The following is a 25,522-nucleotide window of genomic DNA, read 5'->3' as shown; positions in this document are numbered from 1 at the left end:
ATAATCTCCTACTTCGTTGCTGTCATGCGTTTGTACAACCAACGTCCCAGCATGCGGGCCAATAGGTTGAACAGTAAAATCACAACGATCAATACGGCTGATGCCCCACTTGAAATGGAAGCCGCATCAGGGGTAACCCCCTCAGTGTTCACCTTCCAAATATGCACCGCTAAGGTTTCGGCTGGGCGCATAAAGTTCAGGAAACTGGCACTGTCCATCGGATTCCAGTCACCGTAATTAACCGTCGGCGCACTTTGTCCAGCGGTATAAATCAAGGCAGCGGCTTCACCGAATACCCGGCCGGCACTTAAAATAATTCCGGTCAAAATACCAGGCAATGCGGCTGGCAAAACAATCCCGGTGATGGTTTTCCAACGTGATAAACCCAGTGATAGCCCCGCCTCACGCTGTAATTCGGAAACATCCTGGAGTGATTCCTCAATACTTCTGGTTAAAAGCGGTAAGTTGAAGAATGTCAGGGCAATCGCCCCAGCTAAAATTGAGAAGCCCATGTGGAAATTAACCACAAACAATAGGAAGCCAAACAACCCAACAACAACTGATGGCAATGAGCTCAATACTTCAACGGCAGTTCGAATTACGCCGGTTACCCAGTTGTCAGGGGCGTATTCTGAAAGATAAATCCCAGAACCCAAGGCAATTGGAAACGAAATGATCAACGTGAGGACCAACAGGTACATCGAGTTGAACAATTGATCCCGAATGCCGCCGCCAGCAGCGAACGATTGTGCTGCCGACGTTAGGAAGTGCCATGATACATGGGGAATCCCAGTAATCAAGATATAGCCGAGCAGGAAGACCAGAATCGCCAAAACACAGGCAACCAGAAAATAAATTACACCAGTGGCAATGTTATTACTCGTTTTAGAATTCATTTTTTCAGGCTCCCTCGCTTTCCGATTACTCTGACTAAGATGTTAAAGACTAATGACATCAATAGCAGAATCAAAGCTAGTGACCATAAAGCGTTATTTGGCAGGGTCCCCATCGTGGTGTTTCCGATTCCGGTCGTTAATTGACTGGTTAAAGTTGACGATGGTGTTAATAAGCCATGAGGCATGAGAACAGCGTTACCAATAACCATTTGAACGGCCAGGGCTTCACCAAATGCCCGTGACATCCCGAAGATGACGGCGGTTAAAATTCCTGGAGTGGCTGATCGCAGCACCACTTTATAAATGGTTTGCCATCTGGTAGCTCCTAACGCCAATGACGCAGACCGATAAAACATCGGCACAGCTTTAATACTGTCAACTGAAAGTGACGTAATGGTTGGTAGCACCATGACGAACAGGACCAAGGTTCCGGCAAGAATCCCAAAACCAGTGCCGCCAAATGAGTGACGGATCAGTGGCACGATAACTGAAAGCCCGATGAACCCGTAGACAACTGAAGGAATTCCCACTAACAGTTCGATGACCGGTTGGAGAATTTTGGTTCCCCGCTCCGGCGCAATTTCGGTCATGAATAAGGCCACCCCCAGTGCAAATGGGGTTGCAACTACTGCGGCGAGTACCGTGACACTAAACGAAGTGACGATCATTGGGAGCGCACCGATCTGGGGATTACCGTGTTTGTCCAGTAGGGCCGGATTCCAGTTGGTGCCAGATAAGAATTTCCATAAACTGACATGGTTCGTTGTGAAGGTCGCTAACCCACGGGTGGTAATGAAGTACAGAATTGAGATAACCAGCAAGCTGACGAAGCCGATGCAGAGATACGTAATCCCGCGGCCGAATAAGTCTTCGTGCGTCGCTTTTGATGGGTTTTGAAGATCATGTTTGATTTCATCCATGATTAACCTCCTATAATTTAGTCGAATGAATTTTAAATGAGTACCTTAACTTGAGGAAGGCTGGAGGCATTTGATTTGCCTTCAGCCTTCGTTGGTTTTGTGTTTAGTTTGTAGAGTTAATGGTGCGTGAAGATTACCTAGTGAAAACTTGGTTCGAGCCATGAGACTGAGTTCTAAGTGCACTTTGATTAAAGTGTCCTTGGAAACCGCCTCTCCAGGAGCACGTTTGTTAGGTGCTTTTGTGCTCCCTTCTGCCTTTAAAATACGCTCTGACGGGCCAGAGGCTAACTTCTAAGTGCACTTTAATTAAAGTTCCAAACCCAGGAACTTCAATTAAAGTACTCTTAGAAACCGCCTCTCCCGGCCCTTGTCGCGCTCTATTTTTCAGAGACGGCATTACTTGCATTCTTCGTTACTTTCATATCATGAATACTGATGTAACCAAGTTTTTGAACTAAGCTGTCTTGAACCTTGCTTGAATCCATGTAGTTCAGGAACTTCTTAGTTGCTTTGTTTGGTTGACCCTTAGTGTACATATGTTCATATGACCAGATCTTCCATTTGTTGGTGGTTACGTTGGCATCAGTTGGCTTTACATTGTTAACTGACAATGCCTTGAGCTTGCTGTTAACGTATGAGAAGGCCAAGTAACTGATCGTTCCTGGTGTGCTTGAAACAATCTTTTGAACAGTTCCGTTTGAATCTTGTTCTTGGGCCTTAACTGCTTTGGCACCCTCAAGGACGGCTGATTCAAATGTGGCACGCGTACCTGAACCTTGCGCACGGTTCACAACGGTAATCTTTTCGTTCTTGCCGCCAACCTGCTTCCAGTTAGTATACTTACCAGTGAAAATGCCCTTTAATTGTGCCATGGTCAAATTGCTGACATTGACATCTTTGTTAACAACTGGTGTCATTCCAACAACGGCAACTTGATGATCAACTAATTTTTTTGCTTTAATCCCATCTTGTTGTTCAGCGAAGATATCTGAGTTACCAATTTGTACCGCGCCGGTTTGAACTTGACTCAAACCAGTTCCAGAACCGCCACCCTGAACAGAAATGTTAACCCCTTTATTTGCTTTTTGATAATTGCTTGCTGCTTGTTCAACTAATGGCTGCAAAGCAGTTGAACCAACCGCCGTGATCTTGACATTCGAATCAGCTGAGCTTTTCTTTGACTTAGAGCTGCTGGACGAACCACACCCCGCAAGTAAAACTCCGACAGCTGCTACTGCTACGATAGTTGAAAAAAAGGATCTTTTTTTCATAATTCGATTTCCTCCTAATGAAAACCCAAGTTTTTTTAGTACTCATTTAAGTACATTGTTAATATAACAACAGCATGTAAATATCGAGTTTCGTTTATGTAAAAGTAACGTAAAACCGGCCATTTTTATCAAAAAGTATGGCATAACTTAAGATGTAAACAATTTAACTAATATGGAGGAAGACCGGATGCCATTGGAAATCTTATTGATCAGCCAGAACTTAAAGCTGGCGGATAAGCTTGAGAAACTACTTGCCGCCTTTCAAATTAATACCAGAATCTCATTTGAACCCCTTGATCATCTGCTTCAACAAGTTTCCGGAGTCGTCTGGGACTTAGACACAACTGAACTGCCGGAAAACGATTCGGAACTGCAGATTCTCCGCAGTCAAATTGCCGGGCCAATCTTGCTGCTGGATAAACAGCCACGGTCCGTGGAAACGATTTGTTCCTATTTTTTGGATTATCATTTGGATGATTACATTTATGACGAATCACCAAGTGAAATTGTCGCCAGAATTGTTCAAAAAATTTGGGTCTATCAAAATAAAGACAATCTCCAGCTGACACAGCAGAGTCAGGAGTCGGAAAGTCTGGTGGTCGGTCACTTGAAGATTGATTTGAGTAAATTTGAAGTTAATAACGGCCACCAAAAGCTCAATTTAAGTCCAATCGAATATAAATTGCTTCTATTCTTTGTCAGCAATTCCAACACCGTTCTCAGCCGAACCCAGATTGCCTCGGCAGTATGGGGTAACACCACCGGGGCGACCTTGCGAATTATTGACACCCATATCAGTAACCTGCGCAAAAAGATCGAAATCGAACCAAAAAATCCCCAGATGCTAACAACCATCAGGGGATTTGGATATTTATTTAAGAATAAAGGCAACCAGCAATCTCACGTCCAGTAACCGTTAATCGGACATCAACAACCACTTGGCCATTCAAAGGCTAGGTGGTTTTCTTATATATTCTTGCTTGATGCTTCAACTCACGCTGACATAATTCGACAAAGTCCTGCCCATACGCGGTTCTAACCTCATCTTCCCATTCACCATCATTTCCCTGCTCATCAAGCATTGGCTGGATCCATTGGTTGGTGGGTAAGAGTTTAAGCAATGAATGTTTGGTAAATTGTGAGAATAAGAGATTTTCGCCAAAATATGTCGCTAATTGATGCTGAAACGCTGGGACATCAACTGGTAGTAACAGATTATTCGCATTGTTCCGGTCGCCCAGCAATAGTTGGCAATCGAGGAAGTCGCTCTTTAAATCGAACAACTTATCTTTGTGTGCCTTGGCGATGTCTGGAACCATTCTAATGAACCAAATCAATTTGTGGTGTTCAAGAGCGATCAGCAAGTTCAACACAGCAATGTCCAGCGAACTCAAAGTAAATTTTGCGTTTTGGACCGCCACTGGGTGAAGACTGTTGGACACCGCATTAAATAAATCACCAAAGGTCCCCGGCTCTTCCCACAATACCTCAATTTGGTGGGCGTTCTGCAGCCAAAGCCGATGAGTGGCAATCCGAAGTGTCAGCCAGAAAACTTGATCATGATCGTCATACCCCTTAATCAGCCAGTATGAACTGGCCGTGGAGCGGGCATAATTGCTGGCGGCCAGTTCCAAGCCATCGGGCAGCGCCGCTCGAACAGTCTCAATCAGCCATTCACGGTAGGAGGGTTTATCAGTAAATTCATAGGTTTGTTCACGTGGACGTGGCTTAGCCATTGAGATCCCTCCTTTTACATTTAAAATTCATCTCAATACTAGTTTACGCTTTTTTGAAAAAGGGAACAAAAAGAGAGTGGAACGCGAGGCGTTTTGATCCCAGAATTTAAGTGAAGAAGCGAGCTATTCCTGTTTTGGAATGGCTCGCTTCTTCACTTAAATGGCCGGGATCAGCCGATCGTTGCACGTTTTATCAATATAACAGTGGCAATCAAAGTGGCAATGAAAGCCGCCGTAGCAATTAATGTCCCAACCTCAATTAGAAATAAATCTGCATTTAAATTGTTTCACATGAAACATTATGCTTTAACAGTCTTAATTGCCAAGAAATCTTTGACTTGGTCACTCGGAATTGATTTGATAACCGGTCCACCAATTGTGTGAATGTAGATCAAACTTAAATGACCGTCACGATTCTTCTTGTCATTCTTAATCTTTTCAAATACTTGGTCAGAATCCAATAAATCTGAAGTAACCGGCAATCCAACCGCTTCTAAACGTTCCCGGAGTTCTTGAGTGATGCCGGTCAAGGCCAAGCCCTTGTCTTCAAAAATCTGCTGCATGGCAATCATGCCAATGCTGACGGCTTCCCCGTGGCGAAGGCCACCGTCAGAGAGCGCTTCAACAGCATGCCCAATTGTATGACCGTAATTAAGCAATTGGCGGAGGCCGCCACCCTCTTTTTCATCACCCATGACAATGTCTGCTTTGTATTGAATCGAATGAATACTCAATTCTTCAGCGTTGGCCAAAATGTCTTCAGGTGAGTTGATTGATTTGACTAAGTTCCACAAATCACCATCGGATAACGCCGCCACTTTGACAATTTCACCGTACCCCTCAACCAAGTCGCGAGTTTTTAAGGTTTTCAAAGTGTCCGGATCGATAATTACCAAATCCGGTTGGTAAAATGAGCCGATGATGTTCTTGGTGGTATCCAAGTCAACAGCCGTTTTACCGCCGACTGAACTGTCAACCTGGGCCAACAACGAGGTTGGCATCTGAATCAGGCTGATGCCACGCATGTATGTCGCTGCCAGAAAACCGGCTAGGTCACCGGTCACACCGCCACCCAAGGCAATGACACCATCATCGCGGTTGAAACTGTCAGCGGCCATTTGCCGGGCAAGGTCAGCTAAAACGTCTACGGATTTTGATTCTTCACCAGCGGGAAATTGGTACTCGTGAACAGTGAAGCCAACAGCTTCTAGAGCCTCAGCGACTTGGGCCTGGTAAAGGGGCGCAACGTTGCTGTCACTCACCAGGGCAATTTTGCGCTTGCTCCAAACACTGGACACCAACTGACCGGTGCACCCAAGGATTCCGCGGGCAATTTCGACATTGTATGAACGATCTGGTAAATCAACTTTAATGATTTTCATAATTTAACCTCACTTTTTTCTTCGACAGGGGTCGTGATCACTTTCCGGATTGCAAATGCCTGCTGAGCCATCGCACGGTATTCATCTGGCTTAAGTGCTTGGGCGCCGTCTGAGAATGCATGAGCAGGATCATCATGAATTTCAACAACTAAACCACTGGCACCAACCGCAACTCCGGCCAATGCCTCGGGAGTCACAAATTCTGTGTGGCCGGCGGCATGGCTTGGGTCTACGATGACTGGGTAGTGAGTCAGTTTTTGAAGCACTGGAACTGCGCCAACGTCTAAGGTGTTGCGGGTGTATTTGTTATCAAATGTCCGAATCCCTCGTTCAGTAATGATGATGTTATGGTTGCCACCAGCGGCGATGTACTCAGCTGCATTTAAGATATCATCAATCGTAGCAGACATTCCCCGTTTTAGCATTACTGGAGTCTGAGTCTTGCCGACTGCCTTCAAAAGTGAGAAGTTCTGCATGTTTCGGGCGCCAATTTGGAAAATATCCGTGTATTGTTCAACCATTGCCACGTGGTCTTGATCCATGACTTCAGTTAACACGTCCATGTCGTAAGCGTCAGCGGCAGCTCTAAGAAATTTCAAACCATCTTCGCCAAGACCTTGGAATGAGTAAGGGGAGGTTCGAGGTTTAAAAGCACCGCCCCGAAGGATTGTGGCCCCACCACTCTTGGCAACTTTAGCCATCTTCATGACATGTTCCGCAGACTCAACTGAGCAAGGACCTGCCATCATCGTGAAGTTATCGCCGCCAATTTGACTGTGCGGTGTCACAACAACGGTGTCTTCCGGGTGAAAGAGGCGGCTCCCCTGAACAGCGGCGGGAACGTTGTCGATGATTAAGTCAATGGCATTCTTTTCTTCAGCATTTAAGCCATCTTCACTTACGCCTTGGATTGCCACGCGGTTGTTATGAACAAATACCTCGTTGGTTTCGGTAAAGCGACTCTTGATCTCGTCAATAATGTCTTCGTGTCCGTTTTTAAGTACAATAATCATAATATTATCTCCATTTCTGTGTTTGACGTGTTTTTGAATAAAATAAAACTCCCACAGTGTGTACAACACTACGGGAGTCAGAATTTTGGGTAAAAAAATTGGTCCCGCAGTATATTTGGTAAATAACTGTGTGACCGAAGTAAGTAATCATGATGAAATACTATTGGCCGCACAAGATGTGAGTGAGTGCCCACATCCTGTCCGGTGTGAACACTAAACGAACCAATAGTAATAAAATCGATTAATTTTTGAATTAATTTTTATCATGATTAGAATCTCCTAAGAAAGTTAAATTTTAATTGCATAGAGCATATAATGAATTCCAAGATGTGTCAACCCCAAAGTTTAAATTATGAATTTTCTTGACATCTTCTCATAAAGAGCGTAATTTTAATGGCAATTAAATACCGTCCTAAATAAACCATTGAAGTGGAGATCAAGATTGTTGTGCACGTCAAGAGAGTCGCTATTGCTGAGAATGCGGCCGAACGCAAGCAGTTAAATGGACCACCGAGGGTTCTTCCGAAAGTGATCGAGTACGAAGAAACGTGTTGGCATACGTCAGTTGTCGGAGGGATGTTGGTCCCTTGCTAAGCGTAGTTGACGGAAAAGAGTGACTCTACTGAATGGTGGACTGTCTTTTTCGATCAATTAAACAAAGGTGGCACCGCGGAATGATCCGTCCTTAATGTGAAAACATTTGGGGCGGATTTTTTATTTAGAGCGCGACGAGGGCCGGGAGAGGCGGTTTCTAAGGGTACTTTGATTGAAGTTCCTGGGTTTGGAACTTTAATTAAAGTGCACTTAGAAGTTAGCCTCTGGCCCGTCGCCAAGTAGGCTAGGCAGGGTTTCACCCGGCCGTCGGAGCGTATTTTCAAAGCAGAAGGGAGCACACAAAGGCTTAACAAACGTGCTCCTCGACATGCGTGAAAAATATGTCAATCAGAGGATGACGCAATCCAGCAAATACCCAAATATGGAGGAACATTTCATGAAAACATCAAGAAAACGATGGCAAATCCAACTTTAGCATTTAGCAAAACACACTAAAGTAATGGAGGACACCATCATGAATCTAGACCAACTTAAACAATATACAAAGGATTTTTCAGCTATACCAATTTCAATTAATTTTGCAATGCAGGACTTTGACCCTATCGCTGTGACGCAACGATTCGATCAACCAGATGCACCATGCTTCTTACTAACTGGAAAACCGAAGAAGCAGGAAGACGGGTATTCATTTATCGGATTGAATCCGACGATGACCATCACTTATCGAAACGGCGTCTTAACCCGCTCGGATGAGCAAGGCAATGTTTCACATGAAACAACGGATTTAAAGCCTGTTCTGGAACGGATTTTGGCGGACAATCGAATGCCAAAACTGAAACACATGCCGCCATTTTCAGGCGGGCTCGTCGGTTACTTCAGTTACGACTACGCTCGCTATGCGACTACCGCAGATTTACCAGCCGTCAGTGACCCAATGAAACTCAATGATGTCGACCTGGTGCTCATTAATCGGGTCATTGCTTATAATCACACGACCAAAATGGTCACGTTAATTCAAGTGATCCCTGCCGATCAGCTCACGACGCAATATGAATCGGTAATAAGTGGCTTAACCAATCTGAAGGAGGAAATTCTGCAAGTCCATGAGCAACAGCCGCTCCCCCCATTTACAATGACACCATTCAAATTGCAGTTCTCTTTAAGCGAATTCGAGGAAAAGGTCGCAGAAGCAAAACATCACATTGTCGATGGCGACATCTTCCAAGTCCAGCTCTCCAATCCGCAACATTCCAAAATGACCGGTTCGCTGTTTGCTGCCACGCCAACTTTATTCAAAGAAAGCCCATCGCCGTATCAATTTTATTTTCGCCACAACGATTTTGAAACAATCGGTGCTTCACCGGAAACCATGATTACCAAACGAGGCCAAACATTATTCACGTATCCGTTGGCCGGCACCAGAAGGAGAGGGAAAAATCAGATTGAAGACGACGCTTTTACCGACGAACTACAACACAATCCAAAAGAATTATCAGAACATAATATGCTGATTGATTTAGGAAGAAATGATCTGGGAAGCATCAGTCAATTTGGATCGGTCAAAGTGACCGCGTATCGGAACCTGCTGAAGTTCTCGAGCGTGATGCACATGGGTTCCGTGGTTGAAAGTAAAGTCGATCCGGACGTTTCGTCAATTGATATCATTCATTCATTACTCCCAGCGGGGACCCTTTCCGGTGCGCCCAAAATTTCTGCAATGCAGATTATTGGCAAACTGGAAAACAACAAACACGGCCTTTATGGTGGTTGCCTAGGCTATCTGGGTTTTGATGGTGACCTCGATATGTGTATTGGGATTCGATTAGCATATCGGAAAGGTGACGATTTAGTCGTCCGCAGTGCGGCCGGGATTGTCGCCGACAGCATCCCCAAACATGAATACCAGGAGTTTAACAACAAAGCCAGAGCAATTGTGACGGCACTGCAGGAAACAGCAGCCAAGGGAGGCGTTTGCGATGCATTATCTAATTGATAACTACGATAGTTTCACATACAACCTATACCAATTGATTGGCACCCAGACCTCTGAAGAGATCAAAGTGGTGAAAAACGATGCCATCACCGTTGAAAATTTAATGAAAGCAAATCCTGAAAGCGTCATTTTCTCCCCCGGACCCGGCCGCCCAGAAGATGCTGGTAACATGCCGGCGATCTTAGACGCATTCCTCGGCAAGGTCCCGATTTTTGGCGTTTGCCTTGGACATCAAGCCATCGCAGAAGCTTTGGGGGCCAAAGTAGTGCACGCCCCCAAGTTAATGCATGGGAAACCCTCAAATATCCAAGTTTCCTTAGACGATCCACTCTTCGCGGACTGCCCACGTCATTTTGAAGCAGCCAGGTATCATTCACTCATCGTTGATCCAACAACGGTTCCCGATAGCTTGGATGTCACCGCGGTAACTGATGACGGAGAAATCATGGCGATCAGCAATCCAGCCAAGATGGTCTATGGCGTTCAATTCCATCCAGAATCAATCATGACTGATCCAGAAGTGGGAAAACAGATTATCAACAATTTTCTAACAATCGTCAAGATCGCTAAAGTATCGACTACAGCTCGTTAAACCGAAAAAAGGGATTGCGGCAAAACTGATCATTTTGCCGCAATCCCTTTAGTTTTCATATATTCTATTGAACTTGTCTGAGCACTTGCGAGCGGCTGAGCATCTTGAATATTGCTCGGACACAGACAGCCCCGAAGAAGAACACGGAGATCAGACGGACTGAGAACAATGCCAAGATCATTGGCAGGTGATAATGGACATAACCCAGACGGAACAGTTCATATCCAAAGGAAACGACGGTGGTCGTAACCGCTGAGGTAGTTAGTACCGGCCAACCCCAGTTCTTGTATCCCCACAGCGTGAACCCAAGCTCACTTCCGATTCCTTGCACAATTCCAGAAATAAGTGCACTAGCACCAAAGGTTCCGCCAAAAATGACCTCTGCAGCGGCACCTAATACTTCACCAATAATTGCCGCTCCCGGCACCCTTACCAAGTAAATCGACAATGGTCCGGCCATAATCCAAAGGCCAAACAGTGCCTCGTTTGAGAATGGTCCAATGGCAACTGCCAGGAAATTATACAGATAATCTGTCCCGACAAAGATGGCACCAAAAACGATTGCAACAATGGCTAACAGAATCACATCCTGTAAGCGAAATTTCTTTTTCATGATTTTTCTCCTTTTGAATGACACCAATCATAAATGAATGCGGCCATAATTTTGGTATACGTTAATAATTGCTGAAAACTAAGACTTTCATTATCACTATGAGCTTGTTCCATGGTTCCCGGTCCAAAATCAACCGCTGGAATATGGCAGTAACCAAACCAACCGCTATCTGATACGGACGGTGACATCCCCAAGGTTGGTTGTTTACCGGCCACTTCGGCAAAACTGCTCTCAAGTGCCTTCATCCCTGGATGGTCGGGGTCTAGCTCCAGTGACGGGAACACCTCGCCTTTATCGACTAATAGCGAATCACCGCCCCAAGGAAAGGTGGGCAGATTATCCCGCAGCCAAGGGTCGGCTTTTGCCGCAGCAAGGACTTGATCCTCGATTTCATGGGTTATATCATCAACATTTTCATTTGGGTAAAAATGCACGGTGATCCATAATTTCGTGACGCTCGGAATGTAAGCCGGATGTAACCCCCCTTCAATATAAGCGGGGTTAATTGTATCGATTCCCGGGGCAAACCCAGGATAACGCTTTGTAATCCCCCAGTACTGTTCCAATTTCTCCAAAGCCTGAATCACGACCATCATTTTCTCGATCATATTGGCCGCTTTCAGGCCACCGCCAGTGGTAATCATTGCTGCTCGGTTCCCATCGTGGTAAATGTGGGGACTCTTGAGTGTAATCCAGCCGGTCACGACGCCTCCCTGACCTTGAAATTTCAAGTTGCTGGTATCGCCAACCACTGCAAAATCAGCCGTTTCACCATTTTTCAGTAAGGTTTTGGTTCCGGCTTCTCCAGCCTCTTCACCAACGACAGATTGGAACCGCAAATCTCCAGGCAGGTCAATCCCAAGCTGTTGGAGCAGTGAAAAGATGTACACAAAGCTTGAGATACCACCTTTCATGTCACTGACACCCCGCCCGTAGAGTAGATCACCCTCGTGGACTAATTTGAACGGATCGGTGTGCCAACTCTGACGATCAACGGTAGCCACATCAACATGACCATTCAACAGCAAACTATGATAGTTAGCTGCATCAGTCCCCGGTTTCTCAGCCGAGAGCAGCTCATCGCCATCATAAAAAGCTTCTTGCTTAGTCTTAAATCCAATTTTGGTTAATTCATCATCAAGAAAACGTTGAATTGCCACTGTGTTGCGGGCAGGTGGTGACATCGTTTCAAATGAAATTAGCCGGTCCAATAACGCTAACAGTTGATTTTGGTGCGCATCAACTGCCTGAAGTAACGCTTGTTTATCTGTCAACTTCGACTCCCTCCAATTATTTGATCATCTATGGTTTGGAAACAAAAAATCCCCCTTTCTTCAAAGCCTCGAAGAAAGAGGGAACAGATTAAAAGTTGAATCGACTTTATATCTATTTGCTCACACAAAAAAATTTCGTTCTTCCTTCGACAGTCCTAACTGCATCAGGTTCAATGGGTATTTATCTCAGCCGTTTAGGGCACCCCAGACTACTTTATTCAATTAGACACAAATTACTTGGCTGGTTTTATGATATAACGAATTGACGAAATGTCAAAGTTAATTTTTTGATGTTGTGAGGTCAAGGCCTGTGAGCCTACTTGCTGATCGGCTGATCCCGGCCATTTAAGCAAAGAAACGGGTCATTCCCAAAACAGGAATAACTCGTTTCTTCACTTAAACTCTGGGATCAAAACGCCTCGCGTCCCACTCCCACAATCGTTTCATTTGACCAAAATGAAAACTTTATTCTCGAAAATCCAGTTGATTATGATGTTGCCAGACCGCCTGTCCAGTGACTGGCAGCGCTGCTGGTATATACCTTAATTGAGTAGGTTCCGGAACCGACCCACAGGCTACCGCTCAATGTGCCAGTGGATGAACTAATCGTTTTGTATAGTTCACCATCTTTGTAGATACTGATTGAAAATGGATCAGCACTGGAGGCGCCACTATCCGTTGACGTTTTAACATTGTAGTGCAAAGTATTAATGAGGTTGGTTGCCTTGACGGTCACATTGTAGCCAGAATTGTCATTGGTATACTGACTGCCTGTCTCACGAGGTTGCTGGGACAGATTTTTACCGCCGACCTGCTTAGCGGCCTTGGCATTGTCTTGTTTGTGGCCTTGTTGTTGTCGTTGAGGTTGAACTGCATCGGCATTGGCAACGACGCTGCTCAGAAATGTTGGGGCAACCATTGCGGCTGCAGCCCCAAATGTGACTAAATATTTTTTAATTTTCATGGATGATAACTTCCTTTCAATTTAACGTTTGTTGGTTTGATCTGGAACCTATTTCAGTTGCCCTCCCTTCATACTTGATGTTGCTAGAATATCGGGGCAAGCTTAATTGGGACTTAAATTAGTTAAAATTGGGAAGGAAGCCGCATAATCTTTAGAAATCCTTGGGACTTTTGTAAAATTTAGGCAGCAAAAAAGGGCAATCAATGAACGCAAACCGCTCACCAATTGACCTTGCGAACTTCTTCAATGAATCTGATCAACCCTATTCAACCTTAAAGTTCGACTTGAATATAAACCCGCAGTTAGGGCACCTGTTCAAGCCGTAACTGATAGACATTGGTCGATGACACTTTGGACAGTTGCCCTGCATCGGCCGGCGAATCTTAGTTGGCTTCGGTTCTTTCTCATCTGCCTGATCACTCATATTGACCTCCACTAAAATATCATTACTGATTGATAATCTTTAGAAACTTAGCCGGCATTGAATCCACCAACCAAATGCCACTTTCGGTTGGATAAAATAACAGTCCTGAAGCCGCGGCTTTTCTTGCTTCAATTTCAAAAATCACAGGATGAGGATCACGCCGTTTCCCCACCTGAATCGCCATTTGGGGATTTGCGGATAAATGAACAAAATCCCGGTCCATCTTTTTTAATCCTTCGTCGACAATGAATCTGGCAGCCGCATGAGTCGTTCCATGGTACAGCTTCTCTGGAGGTTCAACGGGTGGCGTCAGTGGATCTACGGGGATGCTGTGGCCGTATAGCGCCCTAATCGTGTGACCTTCAATCGCATAACGTTGTTTGTCGCTATCTTTCATAATTTCTCGAATGATTTTCTCACTAATTGGTGTCCCAAAGTGCTGGTTAAATTTTTGGATGAGGGTTTGTAAGTCCACTCGTCCATATCGATCCAACTGGATGCCAATTTTGTCCGGATGGTGTCTGAGGACGTACGACAGACGCTTGCTCAACCTGGTTAATTGATGATCCATTTTACTGACTCCAATCGTTTCAATATTATCTTTATTATAATCCCAATTGTGGGCAAACCACAAAAAACGCCCGGTACTAAGGCCCAGGCGTTGCTACAAATCATATTCATATTAGAGGGGATCTTACTTCTTGGGGGAGACGTAAGATAATCAAGTTTTATACTTTGGAGGAGTAAATTCACTTGTAAACCAATTTATCTTTCAAAATTGATTGTCTTTATATTATGGTTGCCAACTTAACTCAGCCTTAAATAAGTGTGACGAAATTGTGAAGTTCCAGAAACGATTAGATAGGGGTGTTGTTTATCAAGATTTCTTATATAATTGGATACAGAAAACATTTGAAAGGATTCAACATGAAAACCATTTATTTTGTGCGCCATGGTCAAACGTTACTCAATCAATTTCGGCGGATGCAAGGCTGGGTGGACTCACCATTGACTCAAAAGGGCGAGTCCCAGGCAAAGGCAACTGGGGAAAAACTTGCTGATGTCCATTTTGATTTGGCAATCAGTTCCGATATGATGCGGGCGATTCATACTTTAGACATTATTCTGGCAAATAATCATGCTTCGGGTGGCGTTTCTCGAGAAGTGTCCCTGGACGTTCGCGAAATTTACTTTGGCTCATTTGAGGGAATCGACAGTATCCAAACATGGAACATGATTGGCGGACCGCTGGGACATCGTAATCAAGAGGACTTGATCGAAGAATATGGCCTCCTCAAAATGCGTGATTTCATGCATGCCGCCGATCCATTTCACAAAGCCGAGACTTCTGCTCACCTCGAGAGTCGAATCAACAGTGCAGTCGAACATATTCAATCTGAACTGACAGACGGTCAGAACGCCTTGGTTGTTTCACATGGAACTTTTCTGAGAAACCTGGCGACTTTATATACTGATGATGCAACAGTTGTTAAGCAGCCCCGTAACGGTAGCATTACCCAGCTGGACGTGACCGACACGCCGCATATTATTTCCTACAATGAATAAAAAATCTCACGAAAAGATTGCGTAATTAATCTTTTAGTGAGATTTTTAAGTTATCGTTAATAGCCTAGACTGTTAACGTTAGTTCGTTTGGTCTTGTTGGTTTCCCAGAAGAAGGTCTTTGCTACGCCGGTAATCTTCTTCTTTGGAACAAAGCCCCAATAACGACCGTCATTTGAGACGCTTCGATGGTCACCAAGGACGAAATACTCACCCTTGGGAACCTTGGTGGCATTGGTATTTTTGTCCCAGCTCTTGGATAATGATTTCAAATTCCAATTGCCGGTTCCAGTCGTCCGTTCGCTCATGCTAATGAACTTCTGGGGAACAGCTTTTCCATTCACGTAGATATTGCCGTTCTTACTGGAGACGGTATCGCCAGGTAGGCCGATCACCCGCTTAACATAGTCGGTTTTAGGCTTGGTAGCCGTTGGATCTTCACCATGGGCATCAAAAACGATGACGCTCAGATGCTTAATCTTGGCATGCCGCCAAACAATCAAGCGCTCTTTATTAACGAGATTGGGTTCCATCGAAGGACCATCCACCCGGGCGAACGTGAAGACAAACTGGCGAATCAATAGGGCAACCAGCAGCCCAACCAAGATGGGGATTACCCAGCTCATAATTTCTTTAAATACTTTCATCTTAAGCTCCTTTGTGAACAACACAATTAGCTATGCATACTATCCATAACGATTAGCTTACACAATCGATATTAATTTTATCACATTTACCCGCCAGAACAACTTTTTCGCGCTTAATTAACAGAACCCTAATTTATTGCTCATATTGCAATCAAACTGTATCATAATTTGTATGACTCCGCTTGTGAAATAGGCTCTACAATATCTGTTGTTGGTAATAGATTTTTATCTATTACTGATGACAGATTTTTTGTTTTTCATTAGAATAAAAAAAGCGGACATTTCCTGTCCGTTCATCAAAACCAACAACCACGAAGATTTTAGAGAAAGAAGGAAATGCCCTATGTCAAATGATACTACGAAAATGTTGTTAGGAATAGATGATGAACACTTAAAAATTGAGAATGGCAAAATAGGTGATGATGGGGTAATCAGATTAAATGGATCACTGAACTATTCTCCCAAGGCCTGCCGCAATTGTGGGGTTATTAATGATCACCAGATCATTGGCTATGGTTGGCGGAAGACCACCATTAGATTCGCTAAAACATTGGGCAGCACGGTTATCCTATGCCTCAATCGGCGAAACTTTCACTGTAAGGCTTGTCATACCAACTTCCTGGCGCAGACGAGTGCAGTGCCGAAGCACTGCACGATTTCAAATACAACCCGGAAACAATGTTTAGAGAAGTTAACGGAACCAGTGAGCCTCAAACACATTGCCAATGAATTGTCCACTTCGGATTCATTCGTTGGTCGGCAGCTCTTGCGCGCTGAACACGACTTTCAAACCAACTGGCACTACTTACCCAAAGTTCTCCTCATGGACGAAGTTAAAAGTACTAAGAGCGCCACCGACGCGATGAGCTTTGAATTTATGGACGCGGAAACCCACGAATTGATTGACCTGTTGCCCTTTAGAACCATCTATCAGCTTCAAAAGTACTTCCAACATTATGACCAAGCCGCGCGAGAAAATGTGAAAATTATCGTTACCGATATGAACTATACCTATCCCAAATTGGTTGGGCAGATCTTCCCGAACGCCATCGTTGTCATCGATCCCTTCCACCTGGTTAACGCTTTAAACCGGGCTTTTAATAAGACGCGAGTGCGTCTCATGAAAACCCTGGCCACTTCCTCACGCCAGTATCACGCCTTGAAACGCTATTGGAAACTATTATTAACGCCGGCCAATCACCTTAACTACGAGGCTTTCCGTAAGTGGACAAACTTCCCTTATCCGGCAACTGCCACGGATGTGGTTGATGCTTTACTGGACATTGATCCCGAGCTCAAGCAAACTTACGACGTGATGAATCGGTTACGTGAAACCATCAAAAACCGCGACTGGCCCAACTATAATCAAGCCTTTCACCACCTGCAGGGGTGCTCGGAAGAGATGTTGGCAGCCCTCCAAACCTTGGCGGCTCATCATGATGAAATTGGCAACACTTTCACCCACCACTACACCAACGGGCCATTAGAAGGTTCAAACAACAAGATTAAAGTCATTAAGCGCACTGGATTTGGTTACCGAAACTTCTTCAGATTCCGGCTAAGAGTGCTGTTCGCTTTTCGAGTTCATACAAAAAGAGCCCTAATCACCAAGTGATTAGAACTCCAATATTTTGTTCACCAACAACAGTTGACGAAGAACCGTGAAATAGAGGTAACAACATGAACACAAACCTAAAACTAGGAAATAAAATTTGGCTGATCTTTATTCTGGGAACGATCAGTGCAACCGGACCGCTGTCAATCGATCTGTATTTACCGGCCCTTCCCGAAATGACCCGTGACCTATCCGCCCAGCCTTCACTCATTCAGCTGAGCCTAAGTGCCTGTCTCATCGGGTTAGCCCTGGGGCAGCTGATTTCTGGACCATTAAGTGACAAATATGGGCGCAAGAAGCCGTTGATGATCGGGTTTTTCATCTTTGGTCTGGTATCCTTGATGATCGCCTACAGCAGTTCAGTTTATCTGCTGATCGGCTTAAGGTTCATTCAGGGTCTGGCTGGGGCAAGTGGGCAGGTGCTCTCCCGGGCAATCGCTTCAGATATGTTCTCAGGGCCTCTGCTAACCAAATTTTACTCGATGCTATCAGCGGTCAATGGGATCTTCCCGGTCATCTCACCAGTCATTGGCGGCTTTATGATCCGCTATGTCGAGTGGCAGGGAATTTTCATCCTGTTAGCAGTCATTGGATTTGTCTTAGTCCTGGCACTCTGGCTGGGAATTAAGGAAACCTTACCTCAAGAGAAACGAATTTCTGGCAGTCCGGGGAAATCAATTGGCCAAATGTTTAAGTTATTGAAAAACTCGCGCTTTGTCCGCCTGGTACTGGCAACTGGATTGGTCTCCGGTGGTCTATTCAGCTATATTTCTGCTTCATCATTTGTATTCCAGAACTTCTTCCACATGTCAGTTCAAAACTTCAGCCTACTCTACGCATTGAATGGCATCGGGATCGCCATTGGCTCAGTCATTCCAGGGGCCTTGGCGGGACACTTTAGTGAAGCTGGTCAAACCAAAGTTATTTTGACATCCACCTTTATAACCTCTGTTTTACTAACATTGAGCGCCTTATTCTTGAACAATCTCCTGCTGGTGATCATCTTAGTGTTCTTAACGGTTACTCAATTTGGAATGTTATTTACATTAACCACTTCAATTATCATGAACCTGACATTACATAACAACGGTGGTCTTTCAGCAATGTTGGGCTTGTCGCAAAATGCAATTGGCGGGATCATGTCACCGTTGGTCGGATTGATGGGGACTGGGACCTATCTGCCAATGTCAGTGGCAATTATGGGATGTATGGGGTTGAGTTTATTTCTTTTCAGTACTATTCATAATAGGCAACGCTCACTCAGTTAATAAAAACGGCTGGGAGCAAAATTTGCTCTCAGCCGTTTTTATTGTGCTGTTGACTAAATGATCATATTTAAGAACCGGCAGCCAAAGTGGTAGAGCGGTTCATTAGACTTTAAAACTACTCAGCCAGCTTACTAATCTTCCCCTGTTGAATATAAACGCTCAAAATCGCGATATCGGCAGGGTTCACACCACTAATTCGGGATGCTTGGGCAATTGTCTCAGGATGAATTTTCTGCAGTTTCTGACGGGCTTCGGTAGCGATGCCATCAATTGCATCGTAATCAATCCGGTCTGGAATCTTTTTAGCTTCCATCCGCTTCATCTTTTCAACACTTTGCTCGGCTTTCTTGATATAGCCGGCATATTTGGTCTGAATTTCAATTTGCTCGATCACGTGACGATCAGGCTTTGTCTCTGCTTGGGGAATGAACCGCATCAATGTCTGGTAATCGACGTATGGTCGGCGCAGAAAGATTGATGCCAGTACCCCGTCTTGCAACGGTTTGTCACCGTGTTCCTGAACAAACTGGTTCACTTCATCTGACGGCTTAATCCGAATGGTGTTCAAACGATCAAATTCAGCTTCAATGGCCTTTTTCTTAGCTAAGAACTTAGCGTAGCGCTCGTCAGAAATTAAGCCAATCTCGTGGCCTTTTTCTGTCAGACGCATGTCGGCATTGTCAGTCCGCAACAATAAACGATATTCTGCTCGGCTGGTTAACAAACGGTATGGTTCTTTGGTCCCTTTGGTAACCAAATCATCAATCATGACGCCGATGTATGCTTCGTTCCGTTTTAAGACAAATGGCCCTTTGCCAAGTGCGCGACGACCAGCGTTGATGCCGGCAATCAGCCCTTGACCGGCAGCTTCTTCATAGCCTGATGTTCCATTGGTTTGACCGGCTGTAAAGAGGTTTTTGACAACTTTGGTTTCCAAAGTCGGCTTCAGTTGATAGGGTGCAACGATATCGTATTCGATTGCGTAGCCGGGCCGCATCATCTGGGCATTTTCCATGCCGACGATTGAATGAATCATTTTTTGCTGGACCTCTTCGGGCATCGAAGTTGACAGGCCATCGACATACCATTCCTCGGTTTTTCTGCCTTCAGGCTCCAAAAATAGTTGGTGGCGGCTCTTGTCAGCGAAACGAACCACTTTATCCTCAATTGATGGGCAATAACGGGGACCGACTCCCTCGATAACACCAGTAAACATTGGTGCCCGATCAAGATTATCGCGGATAATCTTGTGGGTCGTTTCATTCGTGTAGGTCAACCAGCAGGATAGCTGGTCTTTGACTGCCAGGTAGTTCTCATCAGAAGATTCAAAACTAAAGTGGTGCGGTTTCTCATCGCCAGGTTGTTCCTCTGTCTTGGAGTAGTCAATCGTTGTCCCGTCAACTCGCGGTGGGGTTCCAGTCTTGAAACGCTCCAAATCAAAACCGAGCGCTTCCAAGTTGCCTGAAAGTTTTTCAGCCGGTTGTGAGTTGTTAGGTCCAGAAGCGTACATCAACTCGCCAATGATAATCTTTCCACGAGCAGCGGTTCCGGCAGCGATGACAACTGCCTTGGCATAACACTCAGCGCCAGTATTGGTGATAACCCCTTTACAAACACCGTCTTCAACAATCAAGGAATCAACAATTCCCTGACGCAAAGTCAAATTGGGTTCTTTTTCAATCGTATGTTTCATCTCGGCGTGATAGGCATGTTTATCAGCTTGTGCACGCAACGCTTGAACTGCTGGTCCTTTACCGGTGTTCAACATCCGCATTTGGATGTATGTCTTATCAATATTCTTGCCCATTTCGCCGCCTAAAGCATCAACTTCGCGGACAACTGTCCCTTTGGCAGGGCCACCAACGGATGGATTACATGGCATAAATGCCACCATATCCAAATTAATGGTCAGCAAGAGGGTCTTGTTGCCCATTCTGGCGGCAGCCAAAGCCGCTTCACAGCCTGCATGACCGGCGCCGACGACAATGACATCATAATCTTGGCCGCGATATTTTTGTTTAACATCGCTAACTCGTAAACTTTTCACTGTTTTTCCTCCAAATGTTTCACGTGAAACAGGTTATTTTCCTAAACAGAATTGACTGAATAACTGATCAATTAACTCATCTTGGTAACTGTCGCCGGTAATCTCACCTAAGAAATCCCAGCAGCGAGTCATGTCAATTTGAACCAAATCAACCGGCATGCCATCATCCAATCCTTTGACAACGTCTTCCAAAGCCTGTTTGGCTTGATTTAACAGACCGATGTGGCGGGCATTGGTGACCATAATGTCGTTTTGACTGCTTTCAATTCCTTCATCAAAGAACATCTTGGCAATCAATTCTTCCAGCTGCGTCAACCCGTCTGCCTTAATCGCTGAAGTCGAAATAACGTTCTGGCCGTCAGCTAGAGACTTAATTTGGTCTTGATCAATTTTGGTTGGTAAATCAGTCTTATTGAGGATGATGATCCGCTGTTTGTCTTGAGTGGCACTCAATAACTTTTTGTCCTCATCGGTTAATGGCTCACTGGCGTTAAGCACCAGCAGCACCAAATCGGCACTATTAATGGCTTTTCTGGAACGATCAACACCGATTTTTTCAACTTTGTCAGTCGTATCGCGAATTCCGGCCGTATCAACCAATTTTAATGGCACGCCGTGGACATTGACATATTCTTCAAGGACATCTCTGGTAGTACCGGGCACATCGGTCACGATTGCCTTGTCTTCATGAAGTAAATTGTTCAACAAACTGGACTTACCGACGTTGGGCCGACCAATAATCGAAGTGGCCAAACCTTCTCGTAAGATCTTGCCTTGTTTGGCAGTCTTCAGCAGTTGCACAATTCGCGCATGGACATCGGTCGCCTTTTCCCGCAACAATTTACTAGTCATGGTTTCAACATCATCGTACTCAGGATAGTCGATGTTGACTTCTACTTGGGCAAGCACGTCGAGAATATCTTGGCGTAAATGTTTAATCAAATGCGATAGATTACCATCCAATTGATTAATCGCCGCTTTCATTGAACGGTCAGTTTTGGCTTCAATCAGATCCATGACGGCTTCAGACTGTGACAAATCAATTCGGCCGTTGAGAAATGCCCGTTTGGTAAACTCACCAGGCTCGGCCATTCTGGCACCGTGACTCAGTGCCAACTGAAGAATCCGATTGGTGGCAACAATCCCACCATGACAGTTAATTTCAACAATATCCTCTTCAGTATAAGTGTGAGGGGCTCTCATCACGGAGAGCATTACTTCATCGACCTCTTCGTTGGTATCCGGATCAATGATGTGGCCATAATTAATGGTGTTGCTGGCAACTTTATCAAGGTCTTTACCACGATAGAGCTTTTTTGCAACATCAAGTGCTTCTTCACCGCTAATGCGGATAATCGAAATCCCGCCCTCACCAGGTGGTGTTGAAATCGCTGCAATCGTATCAAATTCTGTTGTTGTTAAAACCATGATTAAGCTTCCCTCCACGAATAATTGAATAGTGTTCTAATTTAACCACAAAACTTATCTAAAAGCACAAAAAAAGCGCCACTCCATGCCAAAAAAGATAGCATGGATAAAGCACTTTGACTACTTTACCTAGTTAAGATAAGAATGATTACCTACATAATATTTTAAAGCAATGCATTTGTCAATTGATTTTGAGAACTATTTTGGTGCAACGACAATGACACGATGAGGTTCTTTGCCGGTTGAATACGTCATCACGTGATCATTGTCAGCCAAAGCATTATGAATTTGTTTGCGTTCAAATGCCGGCATTGGGTTCAAGTAGACTGGCTTGCCGTTGGCAATGGCATTCCGAGCAGTCTTATCGGCCAGTTGAACCAGCGACTCGCTTCTTCTGGAACGGTAGTTTGCGGTATCCAACTCAACGGTAACGTTGTTGGCACCCAGTCGATTAATAAAAATCTGTGACAAGTTTTGGAGCGCATTAATCGTGCGGCCATGACGGCCGATTAAGCGGCTCTCCTGGTCAGTATCAATGTCAATATAGATTGAATGCCGATTCTTTAAATCGAGCTTCAATTTGAACGAGAAGCCCATTGCTTCTAAAACATCGTTCAAATAGTTGGCAAGTTTTTGGGAAACTTCTTCAATGTCAACGGCGTTTTCAGTTTCTTCCTCATGCTGTTTTGATTCTGAAACCGGCTGATTAGTTGATTTATTAAGGTTTGTCTGTTGTTTAGTGTTAGTTTTACTGACAAGTTCAACCTGTGCAAGTTTGCGACCGAAACCTAAAAATCCATTCTTAGGTTGTTGAATAACGGTAACTTCAACTTGGTCCGAAGTGAGTGATAGTGCGGTTAAACCCTGTTCTACGGCGTCTTGGATGGTTTTTCCAGAGTAAATTGTCATAATGAACTCCCTTTATTTGAATTAACTGGTTAATAATAGCATAAAAACGCGCATTATTAAACGGTTTGTTGCGAAAAACGGAAACTAAACGCAAACTTTAAATGATTTGTCACATTTCAAAGCATCAAACTACCATCTCACTACAAAGTCGATATAATGGGGTGTAGTAGCTTTTTTAAGAAAGATGGTTTCGTCTGAATCGACATCAATCTATAGTGACGGCTGCTTTAGGTTTTCGATTTGGGAAGTGATAAAATGGCAAACACAAATCAATATGACGCCGGCCGAAACATTCAAATCGACCGTCAGCACCGACTTAGCAAGCTTCAGGAAGCCTCGCAGATCACCTGGGTCAACCTGAGTGCCTACTCGGCCATCATGGTTGCCGAACTGATCATTGGGTATTTGGCACAAATTACCGTTTTGATTGCCGATGGGCTGAATAACCTCACCGGTGTTTGTGGTGCAGCTATTTTAATCATTGGCCTGAAAATGTCCAAGCGCCCACCGGACTCCAATCACGTGATGGGCCACTGGCAGTATGAAAATATTGCCGCACTTTTATCTGCGACAATCATGTTTGCAGTCAGTATCCAAATTTTTGTTGACGGCGTTTTTGCTGTCCAGCGATTCCTGGCTGGTCACACCATTCGACCGAATGACTGGTCGCTGGGCGTCAGCATCATTGCAGCCATGATCATTGGCATCTTGGCCCGGTTCAATAAAACCAAGGGTATTCAGCTGAAAAATCAAGCTCTCACCGCCTCCGGACAAGACCTTAAAAGTGATGCCTGGACCAGCTTTGGAACATTTCTTTCCATTGGCGGTGCCTACCTGGGGGCCCAATGGCTGGATGGAGTGGCAACTTTGATTGTCGGCTGCCTGATTCTCCACTCATCAATTAGTATTTTTAGAACAACCATTATGAGATTGAGTGAAGGTTTTGATCCAAAAGATATTCAACGTTATAGTGAGACCATTAGTGCCATCCCTGGGGTCCTCGGAATTGAAGGGATTGAGCCACGGTGGCTCGGAGATCAAATTGTCATGAAAATCGGCATCTATCTGGATGATGACACCGATTTAAAAACAGCCTATGCAATTGGTGAAAAAGTTGAACACAATTTGATGGAGAAATACGATATTCTCGATGCCGATGTGATGAGCTATCCGGTCAGTCAAAAAGACAATCCGCATTCGGCAGATTAATCAAAATGGTTTGACAAATAAAAAAAACAGCGCTATATTCAATTTTAATTAAATGATAATTTGTTAAACAAAATGAATCGGTGAGTAGTTTGAAGTTGTCTATCAGAGAGTTGGCGCTGATGGAAGCCAATATTCAACTTAAATGAAGATGGCCGATGATTGGTTGTTGTGAGTCAATAACGAGCAGCAGACGGATGAGTCCCCGTTAGCAGACACACCATCGACTTTCGATGGTTATCAAGGTTTGACGAGTAATCGTCAAATAAATCAGAATGGTAAAGTGTTATTCGCTTCTGCAGCATTGGCTGCAGAAGCGTTTTTTCATTTAATGAATAAAAAATTATAAATTTGGGGTGGCAATCATGGCAAAATTAGCAATTGTAACTGGCGCAGGACAAGGAATCGGAGAAGGCATCGCTCATCGACTGGCAAAAGATGGGTTCGCGATTGCAGTCGCAGATATCAATGGGGAAACAGCTGATAAGGTAACCGCAGACTTGACTAACGACGGCTACACTGCCAAATCGTATCATATCGACGTGGCTGACCGCGAACGGGTCTTTGAATTAGTGCAAAAAGCGGTTGCCGATCTTGGTGAGCTTGCCGTGTACGTCAATAATGCCGGGGTGGCTTTCATCAACGAAATTGTTGATTCCGCGGAAAAAGACATCCGGCGATTATTGGATGTCAATTTATTAGGAACTTATTGGGGAACCCAGGCGGCGGCCGAACAATTCAAAAAACAGGGTCACGGTGGTCGAATCGTTAACGCGGCCTCCCTGGCCGGTGTTGAGGCATCTGCTCTGCAAAGCGCTTATTCGATTTCAAAGTTTGGCGTTCGGGGAATTACTCAAGCAGCTTCGAAGGAATTGGCAAAGGACCAAATCACCGTTAACGCTTACGATCCAGGAATTGTCAGAACACCTCTAAGAGACGGCATCGACAAACGGACCGCTGAAATCAAAGGAATCTCTGTCGCTGAACAACAAAAAAACTGCCTCAGTGAAATCTCACTGGGCAGAGAAGCGACACCAGAAGACGTTGCCAAAGTCGTTTCGTGGTTTGCATCCCCTGATGCCGCTTATATCACCGGCCAATCAATTCTAGTGGATGGTGGCATGAGATATCAATAGGATAATCGAAAACGATTGTAATTTAAAAGGACAGCCATGAGCACAATCTCATCGCTGTCTTTTTGTTTGA

22 protein-coding genes and 1 riboswitch are annotated in these 25,522 nt (G+C 44.7%); of the genes, 8 read left to right on the top strand and 14 right to left on the bottom strand.

Translation table 11 applies throughout. The annotated features are described in order from the left end of the window. Positions 1 to 8 precede the first annotated feature (8 nt). The 3 genes from pstA to KE627_RS06125 form a co-directional block, all read right to left on the bottom strand. On the bottom strand, positions 9 to 896 hold the full coding sequence (gene pstA, locus KE627_RS06135) for a phosphate ABC transporter permease PstA (protein ID WP_013729096.1): 888 nt from the start codon (positions 894 to 896) through the stop codon (positions 9 to 11). Beyond that, entirely contained in the window at positions 893 to 1,816 is a 924-nt protein-coding gene (gene pstC / locus KE627_RS06130; protein WP_013729097.1) for a phosphate ABC transporter permease subunit PstC, read from the bottom strand. The genes pstA and pstC overlap by 4 nt, the downstream gene beginning before the upstream one ends. Before the next feature lie 377 nt (positions 1,817 to 2,193). Then, complete coding sequence (locus KE627_RS06125; RefSeq protein ID WP_013729098.1) at positions 2,194 to 3,087, bottom strand: phosphate ABC transporter substrate-binding protein PstS family protein; 894 nt, start codon at positions 3,085 to 3,087, stop codon at positions 2,194 to 2,196. A gap of 187 nt (positions 3,088 to 3,274) precedes the next feature. Here KE627_RS06125 and KE627_RS06120 point away from each other — a divergent pair, with 187 nt between their 5' ends. Further along, complete coding sequence (locus KE627_RS06120) at positions 3,275 to 4,000, top strand: response regulator transcription factor (protein WP_013729099.1); 726 nt, start codon at positions 3,275 to 3,277, stop codon at positions 3,998 to 4,000. A 40-nt stretch (positions 4,001 to 4,040) separates the two neighbouring features. Here KE627_RS06120 and KE627_RS06115 read toward each other — a convergent pair whose 3' ends face one another. From KE627_RS06115 to aroF, 3 genes are all read right to left on the bottom strand, one after another. Beyond that, a complete protein-coding gene (locus tag KE627_RS06115; protein ID WP_013729100.1) occupies positions 4,041 to 4,823 on the bottom strand; it encodes a hypothetical protein in 783 nt (260 codons plus the stop codon). A gap of 299 nt (positions 4,824 to 5,122) precedes the next feature. Beyond that, positions 5,123 to 6,205, bottom strand: coding sequence for a 3-dehydroquinate synthase (aroB, locus tag KE627_RS06110; protein WP_013729101.1), 1,083 nt, complete (start codon positions 6,203 to 6,205; stop codon positions 5,123 to 5,125). Continuing rightward, positions 6,202 to 7,218: a 3-deoxy-7-phosphoheptulonate synthase gene (gene aroF / locus KE627_RS06105; RefSeq protein WP_013729102.1), complete on the bottom strand. Its 1,017-nt coding sequence runs from the start codon at positions 7,216 to 7,218 to the stop codon at positions 6,202 to 6,204. The genes aroB and aroF overlap by 4 nt, the downstream gene beginning before the upstream one ends. Before the next feature lie 1,069 nt (positions 7,219 to 8,287). On the opposite strand from aroF, the gene KE627_RS06100 reads away from it, so the two are divergent. Continuing rightward, on the top strand, positions 8,288 to 9,766 hold the full coding sequence (locus KE627_RS06100) for an anthranilate synthase component I family protein (RefSeq protein WP_056938846.1): 1,479 nt from the start codon (positions 8,288 to 8,290) through the stop codon (positions 9,764 to 9,766). Next, positions 9,750 to 10,358, top strand: coding sequence for an anthranilate synthase component II (locus KE627_RS06095; protein ID WP_013729104.1), 609 nt, complete (start codon positions 9,750 to 9,752; stop codon positions 10,356 to 10,358). Before KE627_RS06100 ends, KE627_RS06095 begins: the two co-directional genes overlap by 17 nt. Before the next feature lie 64 nt (positions 10,359 to 10,422). On the opposite strand, the gene KE627_RS06090 is transcribed toward KE627_RS06095, so the two are convergent. The 4 genes from KE627_RS06090 to KE627_RS06075 all read right to left on the bottom strand — a co-directional run bounded on the left by KE627_RS06090 (position 10,423) and on the right by KE627_RS06075 (position 14,204). Continuing rightward, positions 10,423 to 10,971, bottom strand: coding sequence for an ECF transporter S component (locus KE627_RS06090; RefSeq protein WP_013729105.1), 549 nt, complete (start codon positions 10,969 to 10,971; stop codon positions 10,423 to 10,425). After that, complete coding sequence (locus tag KE627_RS06085; RefSeq protein ID WP_056938847.1) at positions 10,968 to 12,245, bottom strand: acetylornithine deacetylase; 1,278 nt, start codon at positions 12,243 to 12,245, stop codon at positions 10,968 to 10,970. Before KE627_RS06085 ends, KE627_RS06090 begins: the two co-directional genes overlap by 4 nt. A gap of 124 nt (positions 12,246 to 12,369) precedes the next feature. Further along, positions 12,370 to 12,462: riboswitch (TPP riboswitch) on the bottom strand. A gap of 270 nt (positions 12,463 to 12,732) precedes the next feature. Next, on the bottom strand, positions 12,733 to 13,209 hold the full coding sequence (locus KE627_RS06080) for a hypothetical protein (RefSeq protein ID WP_056938848.1): 477 nt from the start codon (positions 13,207 to 13,209) through the stop codon (positions 12,733 to 12,735). 446 nt (positions 13,210 to 13,655) lie between these two features. Then, positions 13,656 to 14,204 (bottom strand): RNA 2'-phosphotransferase, encoded by a 549-nt coding sequence (locus KE627_RS06075; RefSeq protein ID WP_056938849.1) that lies wholly within the window; start codon positions 14,202 to 14,204, stop codon positions 13,656 to 13,658. Positions 14,205 to 14,560: 356 nt separating this feature from the next. On the opposite strand from KE627_RS06075, the gene KE627_RS06070 reads away from it, so the two are divergent. Next, positions 14,561 to 15,199, top strand: a complete 639-nt coding sequence (locus tag KE627_RS06070) for a histidine phosphatase family protein (protein WP_082602309.1) — start codon at positions 14,561 to 14,563, stop codon at positions 15,197 to 15,199. Between the two features lie 56 nt (positions 15,200 to 15,255). Here KE627_RS06070 and lepB read toward each other — a convergent pair whose 3' ends face one another. After that, positions 15,256 to 15,843 (bottom strand): signal peptidase I, encoded by a 588-nt coding sequence (gene lepB, locus KE627_RS06065; RefSeq protein WP_013729111.1) that lies wholly within the window; start codon positions 15,841 to 15,843, stop codon positions 15,256 to 15,258. A gap of 343 nt (positions 15,844 to 16,186) precedes the next feature. Between lepB and KE627_RS06060 the strand changes: the two genes are divergently transcribed. Both KE627_RS06060 and KE627_RS06055 read left to right on the top strand, forming a co-directional pair. After that, positions 16,187 to 17,458, top strand: a complete 1,272-nt coding sequence (locus KE627_RS06060) for an ISL3 family transposase (RefSeq protein WP_013727284.1) — start codon at positions 16,187 to 16,189, stop codon at positions 17,456 to 17,458. Between the two features lie 65 nt (positions 17,459 to 17,523). After that, a complete protein-coding gene (locus KE627_RS06055) occupies positions 17,524 to 18,726 on the top strand; it encodes a multidrug effflux MFS transporter (RefSeq protein WP_013729112.1) in 1,203 nt (400 codons plus the stop codon). A gap of 115 nt (positions 18,727 to 18,841) precedes the next feature. On the opposite strand, the gene mnmG is transcribed toward KE627_RS06055, so the two are convergent. The 3 genes from mnmG to jag form a co-directional block, all read right to left on the bottom strand. Continuing rightward, positions 18,842 to 20,773: a tRNA uridine-5-carboxymethylaminomethyl(34) synthesis enzyme MnmG gene (mnmG, locus tag KE627_RS06050; RefSeq protein ID WP_056938682.1), complete on the bottom strand. Its 1,932-nt coding sequence runs from the start codon at positions 20,771 to 20,773 to the stop codon at positions 18,842 to 18,844. Between the two features lie 33 nt (positions 20,774 to 20,806). Continuing rightward, entirely contained in the window at positions 20,807 to 22,201 is a 1,395-nt protein-coding gene (gene mnmE / locus KE627_RS06045; RefSeq protein WP_013729114.1) for a tRNA uridine-5-carboxymethylaminomethyl(34) synthesis GTPase MnmE, read from the bottom strand. Between the two features lie 198 nt (positions 22,202 to 22,399). Next, positions 22,400 to 23,110, bottom strand: coding sequence for an RNA-binding cell elongation regulator Jag/EloR (gene jag, locus KE627_RS06040; RefSeq protein WP_056938681.1), 711 nt, complete (start codon positions 23,108 to 23,110; stop codon positions 22,400 to 22,402). 255 nt (positions 23,111 to 23,365) lie between these two features. On the opposite strand from jag, the gene KE627_RS06035 reads away from it, so the two are divergent. Both KE627_RS06035 and KE627_RS06030 read left to right on the top strand, forming a co-directional pair. Continuing rightward, the gene (locus KE627_RS06035; RefSeq protein ID WP_013729116.1) at positions 23,366 to 24,319 is read left to right on the top strand and encodes a cation diffusion facilitator family transporter; all 954 of its coding nucleotides are present in this window, start codon (positions 23,366 to 23,368) and stop codon (positions 24,317 to 24,319) included. Between the two features lie 362 nt (positions 24,320 to 24,681). Then, positions 24,682 to 25,452, top strand: a complete 771-nt coding sequence (locus KE627_RS06030) for an acetoin reductase (RefSeq protein WP_013729117.1) — start codon at positions 24,682 to 24,684, stop codon at positions 25,450 to 25,452. Positions 25,453 to 25,522 lie beyond the last annotated feature (70 nt).

The organism is Lentilactobacillus buchneri (assembly GCF_018314255.1).
GTDB lineage: Bacteria > Bacillota > Bacilli > Lactobacillales > Lactobacillaceae > Lentilactobacillus > Lentilactobacillus buchneri.
The sequence above is the reverse complement of the archived record's forward strand: the minus strand, read 5'-3'. Positions and strand labels throughout refer to the sequence as shown.